Origin of the sequence: Sphingobacterium sp. Mn56C, assembly GCF_049319645.1 — a bacterium.
Lineage (GTDB): Bacteria > Bacteroidota > Bacteroidia > Sphingobacteriales > Sphingobacteriaceae > Sphingobacterium.
Map to the genome: position 1 here is coordinate 135,623 of NZ_JBMOUC010000002.1, position 18,982 is coordinate 154,604.

Sequence of the window (18,982 nt, forward strand, 5' to 3'; positions counted from 1 at the left end):
AAATAGGGTGCCTACGTAGGCACCCTGTTTTTTTTAATTCTTATTTTTTATTTTTTAAATATTTATCCAAAAACTGTTCTTGCTCCCATAGTAGGTGGAATATATTCTCCTGGGCGGCATAACCGTGAGATTCTCTCGGCAAAATAACCATACGTACCGGAGCGCCGAGGTTTTTCAAGGCCTGGAAATAACGCTCCGTTTGTAAAGTAAAGGTACCTGGGTTGTTATCCGCAGCACCATGCACCAATAATAAAGGTGTTTTCATCTTATTTGCACTTACAAAGGGTGACATCGTTAAATACAAATCCGTATCGTCCCAAAAATTGCGCTGCTCCGACTGGAAGCCAAATGGAGTAAGCGTACGGTTGTAAGCTCCTGAACGTGCAATACCAGCTGCAAAAAGATTGCTATTCGATAAGAGGTGAGCCGTCATAAACGCACCATAGGAGTGCCCGCCAACAGCGACTTTCTTACGGTCGATGTACCCTAAGTTATAAACCGCATCGATGGCCGCTTCTGCATTTGCTACCAACTGCGGAATAAAGGTATCATTCGGCTCTTGGCTGCCCTCGCCCACAATTGGAAATGCCGCATTATCCAAAACGGCGTATCCTTTACTTACCCAGTAAATGAAAGAACCATAACTTGGAAATGTAAATTCTTTTGGATTAGCCGTACTCTGTCCGGCCGTATTTTTGTCTTTATACTCCCGTGGGTACGCCCAAATCAACAAGGGTAATTTCTCCTTATTTTTGAAATCATAACCCGCAGGTAGGTATAACGTTCCAGAAAGATCTACACCGTCATTACGCTTATAATTTAATACTTCTTTATGTACAGCAGCTAAAGACTTGAAGGGGTTTTCAATAGCGGTTACGGCCTTTTGTTTACCGGTTTTAATATTTTTTAAGTAATAGTTCGGGTAGTCTTTTGCCGACTGCAACGAAATGAGAATCTCCCCATTTTTAAGGTCTACAATCTGGAAAATACGCTCCTGCATGTCCGATTCCTTAGCCGTATAGAGGCGTTTTTTCTTTAACGTTTTAAGATCTAACTCGTCGATAAATGGAAACTCCCCTTCTTTGGTAAACCCATTCCCTAACCAGTAGGTTTTACCTTTATCGATATACATGGTCAAGGCGTCGTACGAATTGCGGTCGCGGTATACGGTACCTGGATCGGAGTAGATATCTTGATTATTACGGTCGATTATAACTTGGCTTTTCCCTGTGCTTGGGTTTAGTAAATAGGTTTTCGAATTGCGTGTGTCATACCAAGAGGAGTATACCAAAGCGTGACTCTCATCGCCCCATACCACCGTAGAAAAACGATCCTGAAGCTTGAAAATGCTTTTTGGACTATCGGCAAAGGGGAAATCCCAGGTGAATAACTCGTCTCTAAAATCTACCTTTGTATTGGCATCACCTTTGTCTAATGCCTGTACAAAAAATAAGGTTGCTGGTTTATCTAGGCGCCAGCTTATACTACGTTTTCCTTCTCTTGTAGACGAAAAACCCTTCGGCATAACCTCTAATAGCGGGCTTTCGTTCACGACTTTCACTAACGCTCCTTCGTTTGTGTATACGGCAGTTTCTTGCGGAAAGGAGTTATATCCTACGACATAGGAAAACGGACGCTTAACCTTGGTTACCAATACGTAATTACCATCGGGCGATACAGATGCGTTGGTATATAAATCGGCATTTAATAATTTCCGACTCTTACCATTAAGATCAATCCAATGGAGTTCAGCCCGTGATAGGGTTTCAAAATCTTGCTCATCTTGTGGGTTTTTTAACAGATCTTGATAGGTACGTAGTTGAGATACACGACCGTCACTGCTCGAAACTACAGGTCCTGTAGGTAGATCTTGGCTATGGTCTATTAGGGCTTTACTTTCGGCTGGATTTAAACGCACCAACAGTTGGTTGCCATCTTTACTCCAGCGGAAGGGGTTATCTAAAACAGCATTGAGCTGGTACGGTGTAAGTTGCTTGGCCTCCTTGCTATCGAGTGCAATATACCAGAGCGCCATGCCGGTATCGTTCGTATTGGTAAACGCAACTTTTCTGCTATCTAAAGAGAAAGATACATTTGCCAAAGATGCTTGGGCCGGCAGGCCTGTTATAGCAAACTCCTTACCTGTGGATACCTCGCGAAGACGTAATTTGTTGTAATATATCTCGGTGCTGGATGCTTTTGTTTTTGCATTGATACGAAGGCCGGCTAGGCGTAGCTCCTCCTGCCCTAATTCCGACAATGTTTTGTAGGTCGGACGGTACATAAATAATACCCACTTTTTATCGGGACTGATTTGAATTACCGGAGGGCGTTCAAAATCTGCTAAAGCTAGAATTTCAGAGGAGGGTTTTTGAAAGGTAACATTCTCCTGGGCATAAAGCTGAACAGAAGATAAAAGGAACAAAATAAAGATTAGTTTTCTCATGTTATTTTAATAATTGCACAAATTAATTTTTTCTAAAAAACATTCAAAATTTGGACAGAAAATATACGTAATATTATTGATATTTAAAGAACAGGGGGGCTATTTTATGACATTAAAAATACCAAAATTTTTATAGCTTTACGATAGGTTTAAATTGCCTTTTTAAAGTTATCAACATATTATTTATGCTGTATAACAAGCGATTACAAAGAACACACATCTACCAAGGGTATTTAGAGGCCATTTCTTTAAACGATGTGGAAAAGTATGGTTAACTCTAGACAGCAAATATTAGGATATTTGTTTCACTAAAAGTTCTACAACTGTAAACATAGCAGTATACATTATTAAAATCCCAAATGCTATCAGCACAGATAGTGTTTTTTAAAGTAACATATAACACATGGCAAGAATCATTAAATTCGAGAAAAACGACTGTGCACCTTGCGCACAGGTATCTGCTTATTTGGATAATAAAGGTGTTTCTTACGAAACCATAAACCCTTTCGATGAGCCGGAGTTGGCGGTTAGATTCAAGGTGCGTACCGTCCCTACGGTTATCGTATTGGAAGGGGAAGAAATTAAACATCGTATTATTGGTTTTAAACCTGAGGAATTAGATGGTGCTATAGCGCAATAGTTATCGTATGCTGCGTTTAATTTTTAACCCTTAAGCTATTATGATACAGATATATTACGACAGTAAAACCGGTAACGTACAACGTTTTATTGACAAGGTGTTACAAATAACCGGTTGGAATGCACAGCGCATACAAAAAGACATGATAGTGGATGAGGCGGGCCATTTGGTTACGTTTACCACCAACTTCGGACAAATACCTGCCTTAACGGAGGAGTTTCTAAAAAATAACCCCGGAAAAGTGTATTCGGTAACGTCTAGTGGAAACCGCAACTGGGGAAGAAATTTTGGCGTCGCAGCGGATAAAACTGCTGCTACATACGATATTCCGCTGGCTTTTAAATTTGAGCTCTCGGGAACAATGGAAGATATTAATCAATTTATAGAAATAATTAAGAATCAATATTATGATAGCAAACGACGTAGTAAAAAACTGGATATTGCTTAATAACGAAATCATGATCAAACATGATGACGAGTATAGCTTACATAAGGATAAGGAAGCTGTACGCGCCTATTTCTTGGAGTATGTAAATAAGAACACGGTGTTCTTTTATACGCTTAAAGAGAAAATTGATTATCTGATTGAGCAAAATTATTATACCGATTTCTATCAATGGTTCACCTTTGAAGAGATGCAGGAGGTATACAACTTTGTATACGCGAAAAAATTCCGTTTTCAGTCGTTTATGGCGGCATTTAAATTCTTCCAGAGTTATGCCCTGCGCGATGACTCGGGAGAGAAATTTTTAGAACGGTATGAGGACCGTGTGGTGGCAGTATCGTTGTTCTTAGCACGCTCGGAGGGGGTACAAAAGGCGATAGAGTATGCCGAGATCATGATAAACCAGGAGTATCAACCGGCCACACCGACTTTCTTAAATGCAGGAAAAAAACGTTCGGGCGAGCTGGTATCGTGTTTCTTGGATGAAATTGGCGACAACTTAAATGGTATTGGTTATGCTGTAGACTCGGCGATGAAGCTTTCCTCTATTGGTGGTGGTGTGTCGTTTAATATTTCCAAAATCCGTGCCCGTGGTGAAGCAATCAAGGGGGTAGAAGGCCGCGCTGGTGGTGTACTTCCAATTATGAAAATTATGGAGGATACTTTCTCCTATGCGAACCAATTGGGACAGCGCCCTGGAGCTGGTGCAGTATACTTAAATATCTTTCACTCGGATATCGAAGAGTTTTTAGACTGTAAAAAAATCAACGTCGATGAAAAGGTACGTATTAAGTCTTTATCCATCGGGATTATTGTTCCTGATAAGTTTATGGAACTGGCGGAAAAGGATGAACCTTGCTATTTAATTTACCCGCATACGGTAATGCAAGCCTATGGTAAGTACTTGGACGAAATGGATATGGACCTTATGTACGATGAGCTAATTACCAATCCAAACGTTAAGAAGAAAAAAATTAATGCCCGCCATTTATTGGTGAAAATTGCACAAACACAGAAGGAGTCGGGTTATCCTTATATTTTCTTTAAAGAGAATACGAACCGCGAACATGCTTTAAATGGTATTGGCCGTGTGAAGTTTTCTAACCTATGTACCGAAATTATGCAGGTATCAGAGGTGTCGGATATTACCATCTACGGACAAGAAGATACCATCCGTTACGGCATCTCTTGTAACTTGGGATCCTTGAATATTGCTACGGTAATGGATAACAAGCGTATCAAAGAGACGGTAAAAACGGCTATGCGTGCTTTAACTGTTGTAACCGATATTACCAACATCGATATGGTGCCTTCTATTGCAAAGGCAAATCGGGAGTTACATTCGGTGGGTTTAGGTGCCATGAATTTACATGGCTTCTTGGCAAAGAGCTTTATTATGTACGAATCTAATGAGGCCTTGGATTTTGCAAATACCTTCTTTATGATGATGAACTACTACTCTATAGAGGCTTCCATGGAAATCGCTAAAGAGCGGGGTAGTACATTCGTAGGTTTCGAGAAATCGGCGTATGCTGACGGCACGTACTTCGACAAATACCTTTCGCGTGATTATTTACCGAAATCGGATAAGGTAAAAGAATTGTTTGAGGGGGTTTATATTCCTACGATTGAAGATTGGAATAACCTAAAGGCATTGGTTCAGGAGAATGGTATTTACCATGCGTATCGCTTGGCCATTGCACCTAACCAGTCGACATCGTATATTATGAACGCTACTGCGTCGGTAATGCCCATCGTAGATATTATTGAGGTTCGTGAATATGGCGATAGTACAACCTACTACCCTATGCCTTATTTGACAAACGATAATTACTTCTACTTTAAATCGGCCTACGATATGGATCAGATGAAGGTATTGAAGCTTATCTCGGTAGTACAGCGTCATATTGACCAAGGGGTTTCGACGATCTTACATACCAATTCGAAGGATAGTACGCGCGACTTGGCCAAGTACTATATCTATGCGCATAAGTTAGGATTGAAGTCTTTATATTATACACGTACACGTAAGTCGACCATAGAAGAGTGTATTTCTTGTTCGGCATAAAAGAATCATCGGGCAAGGTGCAAAGCGTTTAAACATTTTGCCCTGATTTCTTTTCTAAAATATTAATCTTATAATGAAACAATTTACTGCAGTAAACTGGAACACGCCTGACAACGATTATGCGTTGATGTTCTGGGAACAGAATATACGCCAGTTTTGGATCGATACGGAATATATCCCTTCCAAAGATATCGATAGCTGGAAAGGCTTAAGCTGGGATATGAAGGAGTGTTATAAAAAGGCATTGGGTGGTTTAACTTTGTTGGATACTTTACAGAGCCATACGGGCATGCCTAAAATTATTGACCATATCGACTCTTTACAGAATAAAGCTGTATTATCGTATATGTGTATGATGGAGGCTATACATGCCAAATCGTACTCCACCATCTTTACAACGGTATCTACGACCAATGAAATAAACGATGTTTTCGGTTGGGTATCGGAAAATAAATTCCTGCAAACTAAGGCAGCAACCATCGATAGTTACTACCGCGCTATAGACAAGGAAGATATTACCGACGAGGAATTGTTTATGGCTTTAGGTGCTTCTGTACTTTTAGAGTCTTTCTTGTTCTACTCGGGTTTCTTCTTGCCTTTATGGTTATGCGGACAGGGACAGATGGTCGCTTCGGCCGATATTATTAAAAAAATCGTTGCCGACGAGTCTATCCATGGGGTGTTTGTAGGGCTTATTGGTCAAGAGGTATTTGCCAGATTGCAGAATAAAGAGGCGGTGAAGCAACGTTTCTTAACCTTATTGAACGATTTATACGAAAACGAAATCAAATATACCGAGGAGCTGTATACTGTGGTTGGGCTTACCGCTGAGGTAAAAGAATATGTGCGTTACAATGGAAATAAGGCCTTAATGAATTTGGGTTTCGAACCTATTTTTGAAGTTAAACAGGTAAATCCTATTGTATTAAATGGTTTGAATACCGAAACTACTCAGCACGACTTCTTCTCGAAAAAGTCTACAAACTACGAAAAGGCAACGGAAATCGTTCACCTTAAAAATGAAGATTTTGAGCTTGATGCCGTAGTGGATATTTAAGCTTTGTTTTTATAACCGTATAAAAAAGGCTGTTTTCCAAATGGAAAACAGCCTTTTTGCGGAATAGCTTTTGCACGTACTAGCAAGAGCTGTTTTATTAGTAACCTGGATTTTGTTTCAGGTTTGGATTTAAGTTCAGCTGTGTGTATGGTACAGCAAATAATTCTTTGTTTGGATCATTTGTGGCCTTATGATCCCACCATGATGCTGTAGTAAACTTGCCGAAGCGAATTAAATCTGTACGACGCTTACCTTCAAATATAAACTCACGTCCACGTTCTGCTAACAGCTCATCCATCGTAAGGGTGGCTGTGGTATATTGAGCTTTAGACCAGTCTTCATCTTTAAAGGCTCGCTTACGGCATTCATTGATTAAATTAACGGCTTCTGTAGTCGCTTTTCCAGCATTCTTACGCATCAATGCCTCGGCTTTATTAAAATATATCTCCGTTAAGCGGTAAATAATATAGTCATTTTCCTGGTAGTTAGGGTCATCAGTTGTACCTGATTTATACTTATTAAAACGAGCACCCGAATTTTCTTCACCATCAGCCATAGAGCCTTCTGAGGTTAGGTCGCCTTTACTTTCCTTACGAATAGAATTAACATAAACAAAAGGCTTTCCTTCGTATTCCTCCGTACCTAAAATAGGTATATCCGTTCCATATTTGTATTGAGGGCCAAATAAAAACCAATCTTTTTTTCGAAGGTCATTTTCAGCAAAAGCATCGAAAGCCGTAGGGATTACGACGAAGGAATTCCAGCCTCCATACGATACTTTTAAAGCATCCTTTATATTATCATAACCCATAAAGAAACCTCCCCATTCAAAGGTAAAGCCCCCTTTTCTACTAAACTGAAATTGGAAAAGGGATTCCGGATTTGCATCATTAGTATTACTAAATAATGAATTAATATCGTTCGCCAACTTAGGTGCTCCACCAATTCCTCCGCCTTGTCCGGAAATAATCTTATCGCAAGCAGCAATACAATCATCCCACCTTGCTTTCCCAGACCACTTTTCAGCATTCAAATACAATTCGGCCAAAATAGCATAACCTGTACTCTTCGAAATCTGACCAATAGTTTGGGCAGAAGTTAAAGGTAATTTCTCTACATTATCTACTAGTTGTTTCTCGATAAATTCGAATACCTCAGCTCTTGATTTTGTTTCTGGATTAATAGGATCTGCAACCTTGGTGACAATAGGAATATTACCCCACATATCCATCAACTTTATATAATGCATGGCATGTAATACACGCAGCTGGGCTAATACGGTTTCATGCTCTTCAACACTCATACCTAGGCGGGCTAAATCGACATTACTAATATCCGAAATCGCGTTATTAATAAAACCTACACCTTGCCACATCAATCGCCATGCATCACGCTGTCTTCCTTCATTAGCCGTCCAGGTGTGGTAATGCATGCGAAAGTGATCCCCACCATCATAGCCATGTCTACCTTTCTGTGGCCAAGCTAATTGATCTGCAGCCAATTCAGAATGATAAAAATGACCATTTTGCCCTGTAGGAGCTAACCAGGCTTGCATGTGTGTATAAGGCCTCAGCGCTGCTTGGTAGACTTCTCTTTTATTATTATAAAAATTCTTCGATTCTATAGAAGAATAGACTTTTTCATCTAATTTTGTGCACCCAATTAACAAACTGGAGCATAGGACAGCTATAACGCCACCATTAAAAATATTTTTCATCATCTAATATTTAAATTATGTCCAATTAAAAACTCACGTTTAAACCTACAGCCCAAGAACGTGTTCTAGGGTAAAAACTTCTGGAATCAATGCCTGAGTCAAAACCAGTATCTTTTAATTCTGGATCCAAACCTGAATATTTAGTAATGACCGCTAAATTTCTTCCAGATACATAAATATTTAGATTACGGATATAATCATTTTTTAATTTAAAGGTATAGCCTAAAGTAACGTTATCTAATTTCACAAATGAGCCATTCTCTAAGTAATAATTCGAATACTGTGGACTGTCGTCTAACTTATCATTTTTACCGAAAGCACTTTCGAAGACATTATTGGGTAACCATTTTTTATTTCCAAAGAACATGTCTCCTGTATTTAAAATATCATATTTAAACTTACCTCGTAAAAACACAGTTAAATCAAATCCTTTGTAATAAAACCTATTAGAAAGCGATGCTTGATACTTTGGCACACCATTTCCAATAATACCTAAATCATTCTCGTTCATTTCAGTTGCTTTTCCCTTACTACCATCAGCCTTGTAAAACAACCATTCTCCAGACTCATTAAAACCAGCGAATCTTTTGCCATAGAAATTACCAATTTCCCCTCCCTCTTCTACACGAATTGCATCACCTAAAGCTCCTGGAGTTGGTAGTTCACCGGAAGTTATCCAACTACTTTTAAAAGTGTCATTAGATAATTTTACAATTTTATTCTTCTGATAATTTCCTGCAAACTGAATGTCCCATTTAAAATCACCACGCTGATAAGCTGTTGCTGCTAATGTTAATTCAACCCCTTTATTCGATATTTCTCCAACATTATACCAAATATCAGAAGTTACAAATGCAGGTTGCTGGGTTTGATATTGGAATAATAAATTAGACGTATTACGTTTGTAAACATCCAATGATCCTGATATACGACTATTGAAAAGACTGAAGTCTAAACCAATATTAGTTTCAGCTTTTTGCTCCCATTGTAAATTTGGATTAGGATTTCTATTTAACCCATAGGTTTGAAAATAAACCCCATCAATTGGATAAACCCCACCTGTTCCTAAAAGTATTAAAGATTGATAATTAGGGAATCCTTGATTACCAGTAACGCCATATCCTACTCTCAATTTCAAATCATTAACGATGTTATTCTTAGTAAAAAATTCTTCTCTACTAATATTCCATCCTGCAGAAATCGCAGGGAAATTTCCCCATTTATTATTTGAACCAAATCGAGATGATCCTTCACGACGTAAAATTGCGGTTGCGAAATATTTATCGGCGAAGGCATAATTAACCCGTCCAAAAAACGCGACCAAGGTATTATCTTCTTTAAATGACCCTAATCCTGGTCTCGGTAATTTGGTGTTATTAATCGCTGTACCAGATCCCATGTTCCAGTCCAATGTGGCGTCGGTTGTAAAACCATTATTCGACAATTGAAAATTTTCATATGTACTATACTGGTAACTATAACCTAATAAACCGGTTACCTTATGCACATCATTAAAGGTTTGGTTATAATCGATAGTCGACTCAAACGTTTTTGTCCACGATAACTCGTTACGTTTAAATGCATACCCCATACCCTGATAATCTGTATTTAAACGTTGATCCCAATCTTTGGTAGATCTATATTGTCTATCGTTCCAGTTATCTCTTACATAAGAACCAAAAGCTTTTACCGAAAGTTGATCTATGATTTTTAAACGCAAACTTGCATCCCCAGAGAATGTTTGCTGGTCTCTTTCATCGATACGATTGGCAAGACGATCCATAGGGTTAAAATTATTCCATCCCTGTGTTTGGAAAAAGGTACCATCTGAGTTATAAATAGGTGCCGTCGGATTTCGTTGTATCGCTTGTTCAAAGTATTCCGTTTTTCCTCCTAATAAGTTCGACTTATTAAAATTTGCCGCAATATTTGTACTCAATGTCAACCTATCTTTCAAACCTGTTTGAGTAAGATTTAAACGACCTCCAAATTGTTTTCTCCCATTTTGCTTGGCTATACCATTTGCATCTTCATAGTTAATGGATGCTCTATACGTGGATTTTTCTCCTCCACCGGAAGCACTAAAATTATGAAAATGCGAAAAATTATTTTTATCGATTACTTCATTATATAAATCGGTAGATGCGCCAAAGTCCAAGTCAGGTCTATCTAATCCCTTAACCACTAATTCACGAAAACGGTCGGCAGATAGCATTTGAGGTCTTTTACCTACGAATTCACGTTGTCCGTAAGTCATATAATCAAATGTTGAACTTCCTGATTTTCCTTTTTTTGTCGTTATCAAGATTACCCCACCATTTGCACGTGTACCATAAATAGCTGCAGCAGAACCATCTTTCAATACATCAATGGTTTCAATATCCCCTTGTTTTAACAAATCAAGGTTACCACCTGGTATACCATCAATAACAACTAGAGGCGATGTTGAGCCGCTGATGGACGAAATTCCACGCAACTGGATACTTGTTCCTGAATTTGGGTTACTACCTTGAGTTCGTGTAATATTTAGACCCGCCACTTTACCTTGTACGAGATCTAAAGGACTACGCATACCACCCTGGTTAAAATCTTTCTCTTTGACAGAGGCAACGGCAGAGGTAATTTCGCTTTTCTTCTGTGTACCATACCCGACTACCACCACTTCTTCTAAAGCTGCATCTTCGGATACCAAAGCAATTTGGATACTACCTTGTTTTACAGTAACCTCCTGTGTTACATAACCTAAATAGGTTATCCGTAAAATCTGGCCATTTTGTACGGCCAAATTAAACTTACCGTTTGCATCCGTTTGTACGGCTTTGTTCTCTCCTTTGACCGCAATTGTTACGCCTACCAAAGGCTCCCCAGTGTTTGCATCTTTAACCTGCCCTGTTACAGATTGTTGGTTGGCTAGAACCGTAGCATGAAAACTTTCAAAATGATGTTTACTGCTGTGTGCATAACCATAACTTGTAGCCAAAAGTGAAAGCGGAAGAATCCAGAGCTTCCCCTTCATACATTTTAGTGTGTTAGTGTTCCACATGTTTATTATTTAGTTAGTTGTTAGTTGTGTGCTAATTTTTCTTAAATAGAAGGTTTATGGGTGTAATCTTTTGAGCACTAAAACAAAAAAATCATAATGGTTTATATTAGTGTCAATTACAACTTTACTAAATAACTTTATTTTAATCGATTTAGCAAGTTAATAGCCTACAATTTTTTAACGAAAATTAACAATATCCGCATAATACCTTAGATTACAACTATTTAAAAAATAAAAAAAGAATGTAAAAATTATATGGGAAATTCAACTTTTGTAACTATTTATACGATTTAGCATGCATTTTTAAAGGAAAAATAAATACTAACTATGGATAACGAATAGATTAATAAAAACGGAAGCAAAATCAGTGGCATTGCAGATAAACTAAGCCTAAGGGGGCTGTAAAAAGATTAAATAACAACTAAATTCCTGATAAAGTATTATTTAAAGTATAAAAGGATACCATATAGCCCAAAAACAGGATGACAAAAAAGGCTGCCCATTTTGTGGACAGCCCTAAGCAAAGCATAAAATAATACGAATTAATACCCCGGATTATTACCTCCTAATGCAGGGTTTCTTTGTAATTCGTCAATAGAAATCGGCCACAACAGATCCGACTCTTTAAAGGTAGCACCCGAGCCATTTTGTGCACCAATAAGATCAACATACCGAATATCTCCTTTAATGCTATTTGATATTACCGGAAACTTTTTTGTACGTATAATATCATCCCACATCTTAAATTCCAATGGAAACTCGCGTAATTTTTCGTTCCACACCTCTTCAATAAATTTTTCCCTACTCAAAGCCATTAACGCAGTCGTATAATTGGCCACCGTCTTTCCGGTCGTGCTTGCTCTAGCACGCACTTGAGCTAAATAGCCCGCTGCTTCAGCCGTAACGCCAGTCGATGCCGCAATTCCCTCCGCAGCAATCAATAAAGCCTCAGGATACCGATAGAAATTCCAGTCTTTTGTACCTACACCTGTATTTAAGGTTGCATTTTCATCAAAATAATACCATACTCCAGCCATATCCGACGACCATTTCTTTGTCGGATCACTGGGCAAAGTATATTCCCAATGGAAAAATTGATTGGGCTGAATTCGTAAATCATCAGCTGCGTATACGTTTAAAAATTGTTTTGTCGGACCGAAAACACGTTCAAAGATGGAATACTTGTTAAAAATTGCCGTAGCGGAGGCATTAAATGCATAGGTAGGCCAAGCCCCACTATTATTGACCGTAGCGTCATATTCTTGCGCATATATTACCTCGTCTAAATCATCCGTTTTGCGCAAAGTATTATAAGCAGACTCCATTTCCAGATTTACATTAACCGTCATTTTATGTGGAGAGTTGATAACTATTTTTGCAGTAGCCGCTGCTTCAGCACTTTTCCCTTGTTGCAAATACACATTCGCTAAGACCATAGCTGCCCCATACTTCGTAATACGATGCCCGTTCTCTTTAAAAAGTGTAGCTGGTAGGACATCCAACGCCTCCTTCAAATCTGCCTCTATAAGTTCATAAACTTTAACCGTTTCTATCCGCTCCGGATAAAGATTATCCAAACTTTCATAGGGCTCTGTGATCAAAGGTACAGCACCAAATGTTTTTACCAGGTAGAAATAATTAAATGCGCGGAAGAATTTTGTTTCTGCAACTAAGGTCTTTCTAAGGTCTGCCTTCATGTTAATTTGTGGAATATACTTAATACCCGCATTGGCAATATTAATGGCTTCATACGCTTGATCCCAAACCCCATTCATGGTACCCGAAACCATACTCACATGTTGTTGCCGATTAAGTTGCCTCGCATACATACAGACCAACTCCTGCCCTTCGTAACTATTGGTAAAATAACCGGTCAACATGGTATTTATAGAAGCTGTAGGCCCAAGATATGCAGATCCCGCCAAGGCATATCTTTGCGGAGCACCACGCCGGTATAAAGCATTTACCTGTGCGATGGCCTGTTCTTCGGTCCTGTAATAAGAATCTTTCGTAACACCAGACCGCGGACTTTCCTCTAAAAATTTGGTACAAGATGTAGCTGAAAACATCCCAGCTATCACTAAAATATATAGTAATTTTTTATGTTTTTTCATGATACTTGTGACTAAAAGTTAATATTTACACCAAAGGTGAATGTCTTTGCACGGGGGTAGGAGAAAAAGGTTATATTCTGCCCAAAGTTATCTTCGATTTGTGAGGAACTCTCCGGGTCATAACCTTTAAATGCTTTGGACGTTAATAACCAAGGATTACTTGCTGAAGCAAATAGTCGAGCACTCCCTAAACGTAGAGATTTCATAAACTCTGGTTTTAAAGTATAACCTAATTGTAGTAAGTTTACCCGTAAAAAAGAACCATCAACCACCCAGGATGAATCTACATAAGTATTCTGCCCCGCATGCCCGGTATTACTTAAGTATATTGCTTGTTGCATAGTATTGGGATTATTGCCGTTATAAGCATCCGTCAAAATCTCTACTAATCCATTTGTTATACCAAAGCGGTCATAGGTAGAATGATAAAACTGTTGCATAGTTTCTACACCATACACAAACTGTAGATCTACCGTTAAATCAAAGTTTTTATAATTTAACGTATTAATAAAACTACCCGTCCAATCTGGAGTTCCTTTACCTAAAATATGTCGATCTGCAGAACGTTTTGGTCGACCAACATTCTCCTTGGTAATAATACCAGCTTCAAAATCTTCAATGGTATAAATACCCTCTCGAATGTAACCATAGAAACTATTTGCATTTTCACCTACGCGAAGCACCTGATTTGGACCACCAACCCACCATAAACGCTGGATATCCTCATTATTATCCCCTAAGGCTAAAATTTTATTTTTGTTATAAGAAGCATTTAAGATTGTACTCCAAGTAAAGTTTTCATTTCGAACTGGATACGCATTTATTAACATCTCTACACCACGGTTCTGCATAGCGCCAATATTTTTGACAACAAATGCATATCCTGTTGTTCTAGGTAAAGGAGCTTCATTCAATAAATCAACCGTTTTTTTGTTATAGAAGGATACATCAAAATTTAAACGATTATTAAATAAACCAAACTCTACACCAAAATCATACTGCTTAGAAGTTTCCCATTTTAAATCAGGATTCGGCATGTTGTTAATATACGAGAAACCAGCACGTTTACCATCCAATAGTATAGTTCCTGCAGTCACATTACCTAATGCCCTATACGTTCCTATTTCGGAGTTACCGGTTTTACCATAACTAGTATGTATTTTTAAGTTACTCCATACTTCACTACCCTTAAAAAAGTCTTCATTACCCACATTCCATGCTAAACCAACGGAAGGGAAAAAAGCGTATTTATTGTTTTTACCAAATTTAGATGAACCATCATATCTCCCTGTTACCGTAAGCGAATAGCGATCATTGTAAGTATAAGCGCCACGCATAAAATACGAGTTCATCCCCCAGCGCTCATAACTCGACCCCGGTGAAGAAGGTAGCGTTCCGGCATTCATATTATTCCATTCATAGAAATCCGTATCAAAACCCTCCGTTCTGGCCGATGAGTAATTCCGTATACGTTCTTGCCACGATAAACCCGCCATCGCATTAATACGGTGTTTATCGAAGATTTTATTATACGTTAAATAGGTTTCCTCTTGCCAATAATAGATATTCTCATAATTTAACTCTGCCCAACCACGCGGTCTTGAGATATTATTTAACGTTATCGATGAATATGCTTTATTATCCCTCCGTTGATGATCAACCCCAAACTGGGTTTTTAAATCCAAACCATCAGCTAAATGAAATGTGAGCGCCGCATTTCCAAAGATTTGAGTAGTATAACGCATTCTTTTTTGTAAATCCAAAATTGAAACGGGATTAGCCATCCCCTCAAAACCCAGCTTACCAGACACTGTTGAAGAGGAAGAGTTGGTAAATACATCCGTGTTAGGTTCATAAACAGGCAACCAAGGCAACATTTCAATCATAGTTCGGCGAGCATCCTGTCCGCCACCATCCTCAGGCGTAAAATTTGCCCAAGTATGATTCACACTTAAATTGACCGCTGTAGACAACCAAGTTTTTGGTTTTGCATCGTAAGCTAATTTACCGTTGACACGCTTACTAAACATATTATTCGCCACCCCTTGCTGATCGGTATAATTCAAGAAAGCACCTACCGAGGAGTTTTCACCACCCTGCTGAATATTTAATTGATGATTATGCGAGAACGCAGTACGTGTTGCCTCTCTTTGCCAATCCGTATTATACAAAGGGTTGCCATTGCTATCAAAATAGTTTGGATCGTTAAACCAATCTTTTTTGTCGAGCGACCAGGCTTTATCCTGGTATTTATTTTCATTAGACAAGCCAATCATAAAGGCATCAACCCATTGTTGTCCGGATAACAAATCCATATAACGCTGTACAGAGCTAACACCTGCAGAACCTAAATAACTTACGTTGGTGCCCCCTCCCTTACCGCCACGCTTTGTTGTTACAATGATTACACCATTGGCACCTCGAGCACCATATATTGCTGCCGAGGAGGCATCTTTTAATACCTGAATATCCTCAATATCATTAGGATTCATTAAATTAAAATTCTCCATGGCAACGCCATCCACAATATACAAAGGGTTTGAAGATGCAATTACCGTTGCTGCTCCACGAATAACCACCTTACTGCCATACGCACCCGGCTGTCCCGAGTTGGAGTAGATATTTACACCCGCAGCCTTACCACGTAGGTTCTCCAAAGCCGAGAAACTTTGATTTTTAATCATATCGCTACCTTTTACCAGCGCTATAGAACCGGTAACGTCAGACTTCCGCATCGTACCATAGCCTACGACAACTACCTCATCCAAATTCTCTTGTTCAGTACTAAGCGAAAAATTTACCGAACCCGATCCGACCGTTAATTCCTGGCGTTTATAACCTAAAAAATTAGCTACAAGCGTTTGTCCAACACGGGCTTCGATGGAATAGCGTCCAGTGTTATCCGTTTGTACCGATTCATTGGTACCTTTTACCGTGATGGTAACTCCGGAGATAGGTTGCCCTGATACAGCATCCGTTACAGTACCCGAAATAGATTGCTGTTTAACAAGCTCCTTGGATAAGGACATTCCGGAAACCGGATTACTTGCAAAGGCAGTTCCATAACAGGTAGCTAATAGGGTAAGCGGAATAATCCAGCACTTACCTTTCACAAAATGAAATTTGTTAGTGTTCCACATAGCTAGTTTTGTTTAAAAAAGTTTTAGTTAGTATCAACACAGAAGCGGAGAGGTGAATTGTTTATCGTCCGATTTTGGTTTATAATTAGTTATTAATCACTAAGTAAGATAATTTAATACGTTTTAGCAAGAAAAATGTGAAATAATGTTAAATCAACAGTAAACGATTGATAACAAACAAATTATAAGCCCATTATTAAAAAAAACAAATGCCGTTAAATAAATAAAAAACAGCGCGTATAGATTATGCACAGACCATAAAAAAACACAGGTTTTAACGTAAAAAACACAAGTCATATCATAAAGATGTAACCTTTGAGCAGTATCACATCCATCCCTTTCAAAGCGACAAATGGGCTGATACCATTTGAGTTGGTTTATGTAACAACTACACAATTGATAAAAGAAAAATTCTTCCTTTTAATAGTTAAACACGTTGACGCCTGAAAACGAGTAAGTAAAGAAACAAGTATAAACAACCTACAATTACTAACTTATAGCAATAAAAGGGTTACAGCATATTGTACTAGTATTAGAATTTAAAATGTTGAATTTTGAATTAAAGGTTATAAAATATCCGAGAAGGTAATGTACAACAGCATATCCTCTTTCTACGTGAACATGAAATGCTGAGCATATAAGTAGGAATATAGCAACGAAGCCTAGCAGACAGCTTAAAGCAACAGTTTAAGCCACAAGAAATTAAAAGACCACAACACAACAAATCTATTGCGGTCTTTTAACAACAAATGATGGAATTTATTTATGCGGTTACAGTAGCAGCGATAAGTTCCGCTAATGAAAAATACAGTTGATCAACTTTTTTAACCAGACGTTCGCGTTCAACGGCATGTTGGCTAATACCATAACAGTATAAACCAGCAGCTTTGGCTGCCGTAGCCCCGGTAATGGTATCTTCAACAACGATTATTTCTTCTTTGGGAAGCTGCAATAAATCCGTTGCAAGCAAATAAGGTTCCGGATTCGGTTTAGCATAAAAAACCTTTTCGCGGGTTACGAAAAACTCAAAATTGTCCAGCAGTCCATAGCCCCCTAAAACAGTATCTACTGTGCTGCGATAAGAAGAGGTTACTAGACCAATACGCGTTCCTAAAGCTTTAAAATGCGCTAAAGCCTCCTCCGCAAAAGGCATCAGACCAAGACGCGTCATGGATGTTAAAGCATAATAATCAGCAACAGCTTTATCCATAAAATGTTCATCCACGGATAAGCCATAGTGATTTTTCAAAACCTCGATATTAGCCAAAAAAGTATGTCCGGCAAAATAATCCAACCAATCGTTAAACGTAATATCGAGGTTATAATTTTCTTTTAGGATAGGCTGCCATCCAGCATAGTAGTAAGATTCAGAATCTATTAATGTACCATCGAGGTCAAAAAGTACGGCATTAATTTTTTGCATACCTAAAGGTAGCCATTTTGCCTAATAACTGATAAAGTAGAGCTGGATAAGAAAAAAAATTAATATATTTTTAACGCTTGGCTTGCTTACGATATTCCTTATCCGAAAAAACATAATACTTAGCATTTTTAGCATCACCCGATAAGGAATGAAACAACGTTTTATACTTCGGGAAATCCCGTTCGGTATACAATTGATAAAAAACAAAAAAAGAAGTCGCCTTATTTGTTGCATACGCATTTACCAAGCCAGCAAACTGCCTATTAAAAACAGAATCTATCCATACCGTTTTACGAATAGAATCAATCGTTTTAAATCTCGCCAATGCATCCGGATGTTTATTTTCTACGGCAGCATAAAAATTCAAATCTTCCGTCCTAATCAATGTATCTTTCCGAGAAAAAAAAGCATTATACCTATCCCAGAACAACTCCGCTACCCGGCAAGATTCACAACCCACCGTATCCACTTTTATAGCTTTAATATGTTGTATTTCTATATCCGCTATAGGGTAAGGCGAATCTAAATAGAACGTATAATTTAATTTTTCCTTCGGTGCCAGGTAAAAAGCCTTAGTAAGGGTATAATCGTCGCCCTCCTCGAGGTTAAAAAGTTTATTTTTGATTAAAGCATGTGGAATATACGTTCTCGGCCAATACAACACAGCAAGGTACATATCCTCGTGTAATGCAGGTAAGATAAGTTGATCTTTCGTACTAACCAGCGTATCGAATAACTCCTTGCCGTCCATATAATGTAAAAGCCTGAACCCGACGGAATCAATAGCCAAATTTTGGACAGAAAAATAAACTTTAGCCTTATCCTCCTTAGTAGAGCCACAGGCCATTAGCAACAGCAGCAAATAAAAACCAAAAATCCTATACATACA

11 protein-coding genes are annotated in these 18,982 nt (G+C 38.4%); 4 read left to right on the forward strand and 7 right to left on the reverse strand.

What is annotated here, in order from left to right; genetic code table 11:
• Positions 1-40 precede the first annotated feature (40 nt).
• A complete protein-coding gene (locus ACL9RF_RS07985) occupies positions 41-2,446 on the reverse strand; it encodes a S9 family peptidase (RefSeq protein ID WP_422800096.1) in 2,406 nt (801 codons plus the stop codon).
• Between the two features lie 403 nt (positions 2,447-2,849).
• On the opposite strand from ACL9RF_RS07985, the gene ACL9RF_RS07990 reads away from it, so the two are divergent.
• The 4 genes from ACL9RF_RS07990 to nrdF all read left to right on the forward strand — a co-directional run bounded on the left by ACL9RF_RS07990 (position 2,850) and on the right by nrdF (position 6,656).
• Positions 2,850-3,086: a glutaredoxin family protein gene (locus ACL9RF_RS07990; RefSeq protein WP_422800097.1), complete on the forward strand. Its 237-nt coding sequence runs from the start codon at positions 2,850-2,852 to the stop codon at positions 3,084-3,086.
• A 40-nt stretch (positions 3,087-3,126) separates the two neighbouring features.
• Positions 3,127-3,534 carry a class Ib ribonucleoside-diphosphate reductase assembly flavoprotein NrdI gene (nrdI, locus tag ACL9RF_RS07995; RefSeq protein WP_422800098.1) on the forward strand — a complete coding sequence of 136 codons (408 nt, stop codon included), beginning with the start codon at positions 3,127-3,129 and terminating at the stop codon, positions 3,532-3,534.
• The gene (nrdE, locus tag ACL9RF_RS08000) at positions 3,494-5,599 is read left to right on the forward strand and encodes a class 1b ribonucleoside-diphosphate reductase subunit alpha (protein WP_422800099.1); all 2,106 of its coding nucleotides are present in this window, start codon (positions 3,494-3,496) and stop codon (positions 5,597-5,599) included. The genes nrdI and nrdE overlap by 41 nt, the downstream gene beginning before the upstream one ends.
• A gap of 73 nt (positions 5,600-5,672) precedes the next feature.
• Positions 5,673-6,656 carry a class 1b ribonucleoside-diphosphate reductase subunit beta gene (gene nrdF, locus ACL9RF_RS08005; RefSeq protein ID WP_422800100.1) on the forward strand — a complete coding sequence of 328 codons (984 nt, stop codon included), beginning with the start codon at positions 5,673-5,675 and terminating at the stop codon, positions 6,654-6,656.
• A gap of 97 nt (positions 6,657-6,753) precedes the next feature.
• Here nrdF and ACL9RF_RS08010 read toward each other — a convergent pair whose 3' ends face one another.
• The 6 genes from ACL9RF_RS08010 to ACL9RF_RS08035 all read right to left on the reverse strand — a co-directional run bounded on the left by ACL9RF_RS08010 (position 6,754) and on the right by ACL9RF_RS08035 (position 18,979).
• A complete protein-coding gene (locus tag ACL9RF_RS08010) occupies positions 6,754-8,376 on the reverse strand; it encodes a RagB/SusD family nutrient uptake outer membrane protein (protein WP_422800101.1) in 1,623 nt (540 codons plus the stop codon).
• Positions 8,377-8,398: 22 nt separating this feature from the next.
• A complete protein-coding gene (locus ACL9RF_RS08015; RefSeq protein ID WP_422800102.1) occupies positions 8,399-11,389 on the reverse strand; it encodes a SusC/RagA family TonB-linked outer membrane protein in 2,991 nt (996 codons plus the stop codon).
• A 569-nt stretch (positions 11,390-11,958) separates the two neighbouring features.
• Complete coding sequence (locus ACL9RF_RS08020; protein ID WP_422800103.1) at positions 11,959-13,530, reverse strand: RagB/SusD family nutrient uptake outer membrane protein; 1,572 nt, start codon at positions 13,528-13,530, stop codon at positions 11,959-11,961.
• A gap of 11 nt (positions 13,531-13,541) precedes the next feature.
• Positions 13,542-16,670, reverse strand: coding sequence for a SusC/RagA family TonB-linked outer membrane protein (locus tag ACL9RF_RS08025; protein WP_422800104.1), 3,129 nt, complete (start codon positions 16,668-16,670; stop codon positions 13,542-13,544).
• 763 nt (positions 16,671-17,433) lie between these two features.
• The gene (locus ACL9RF_RS08030; RefSeq protein WP_422800105.1) at positions 17,434-18,093 is read right to left on the reverse strand and encodes an HAD family hydrolase; all 660 of its coding nucleotides are present in this window, start codon (positions 18,091-18,093) and stop codon (positions 17,434-17,436) included.
• A gap of 70 nt (positions 18,094-18,163) precedes the next feature.
• Positions 18,164-18,979, reverse strand: a complete 816-nt coding sequence (locus ACL9RF_RS08035) for a hypothetical protein (RefSeq protein ID WP_422800106.1) — start codon at positions 18,977-18,979, stop codon at positions 18,164-18,166.
• Positions 18,980-18,982 lie beyond the last annotated feature (3 nt).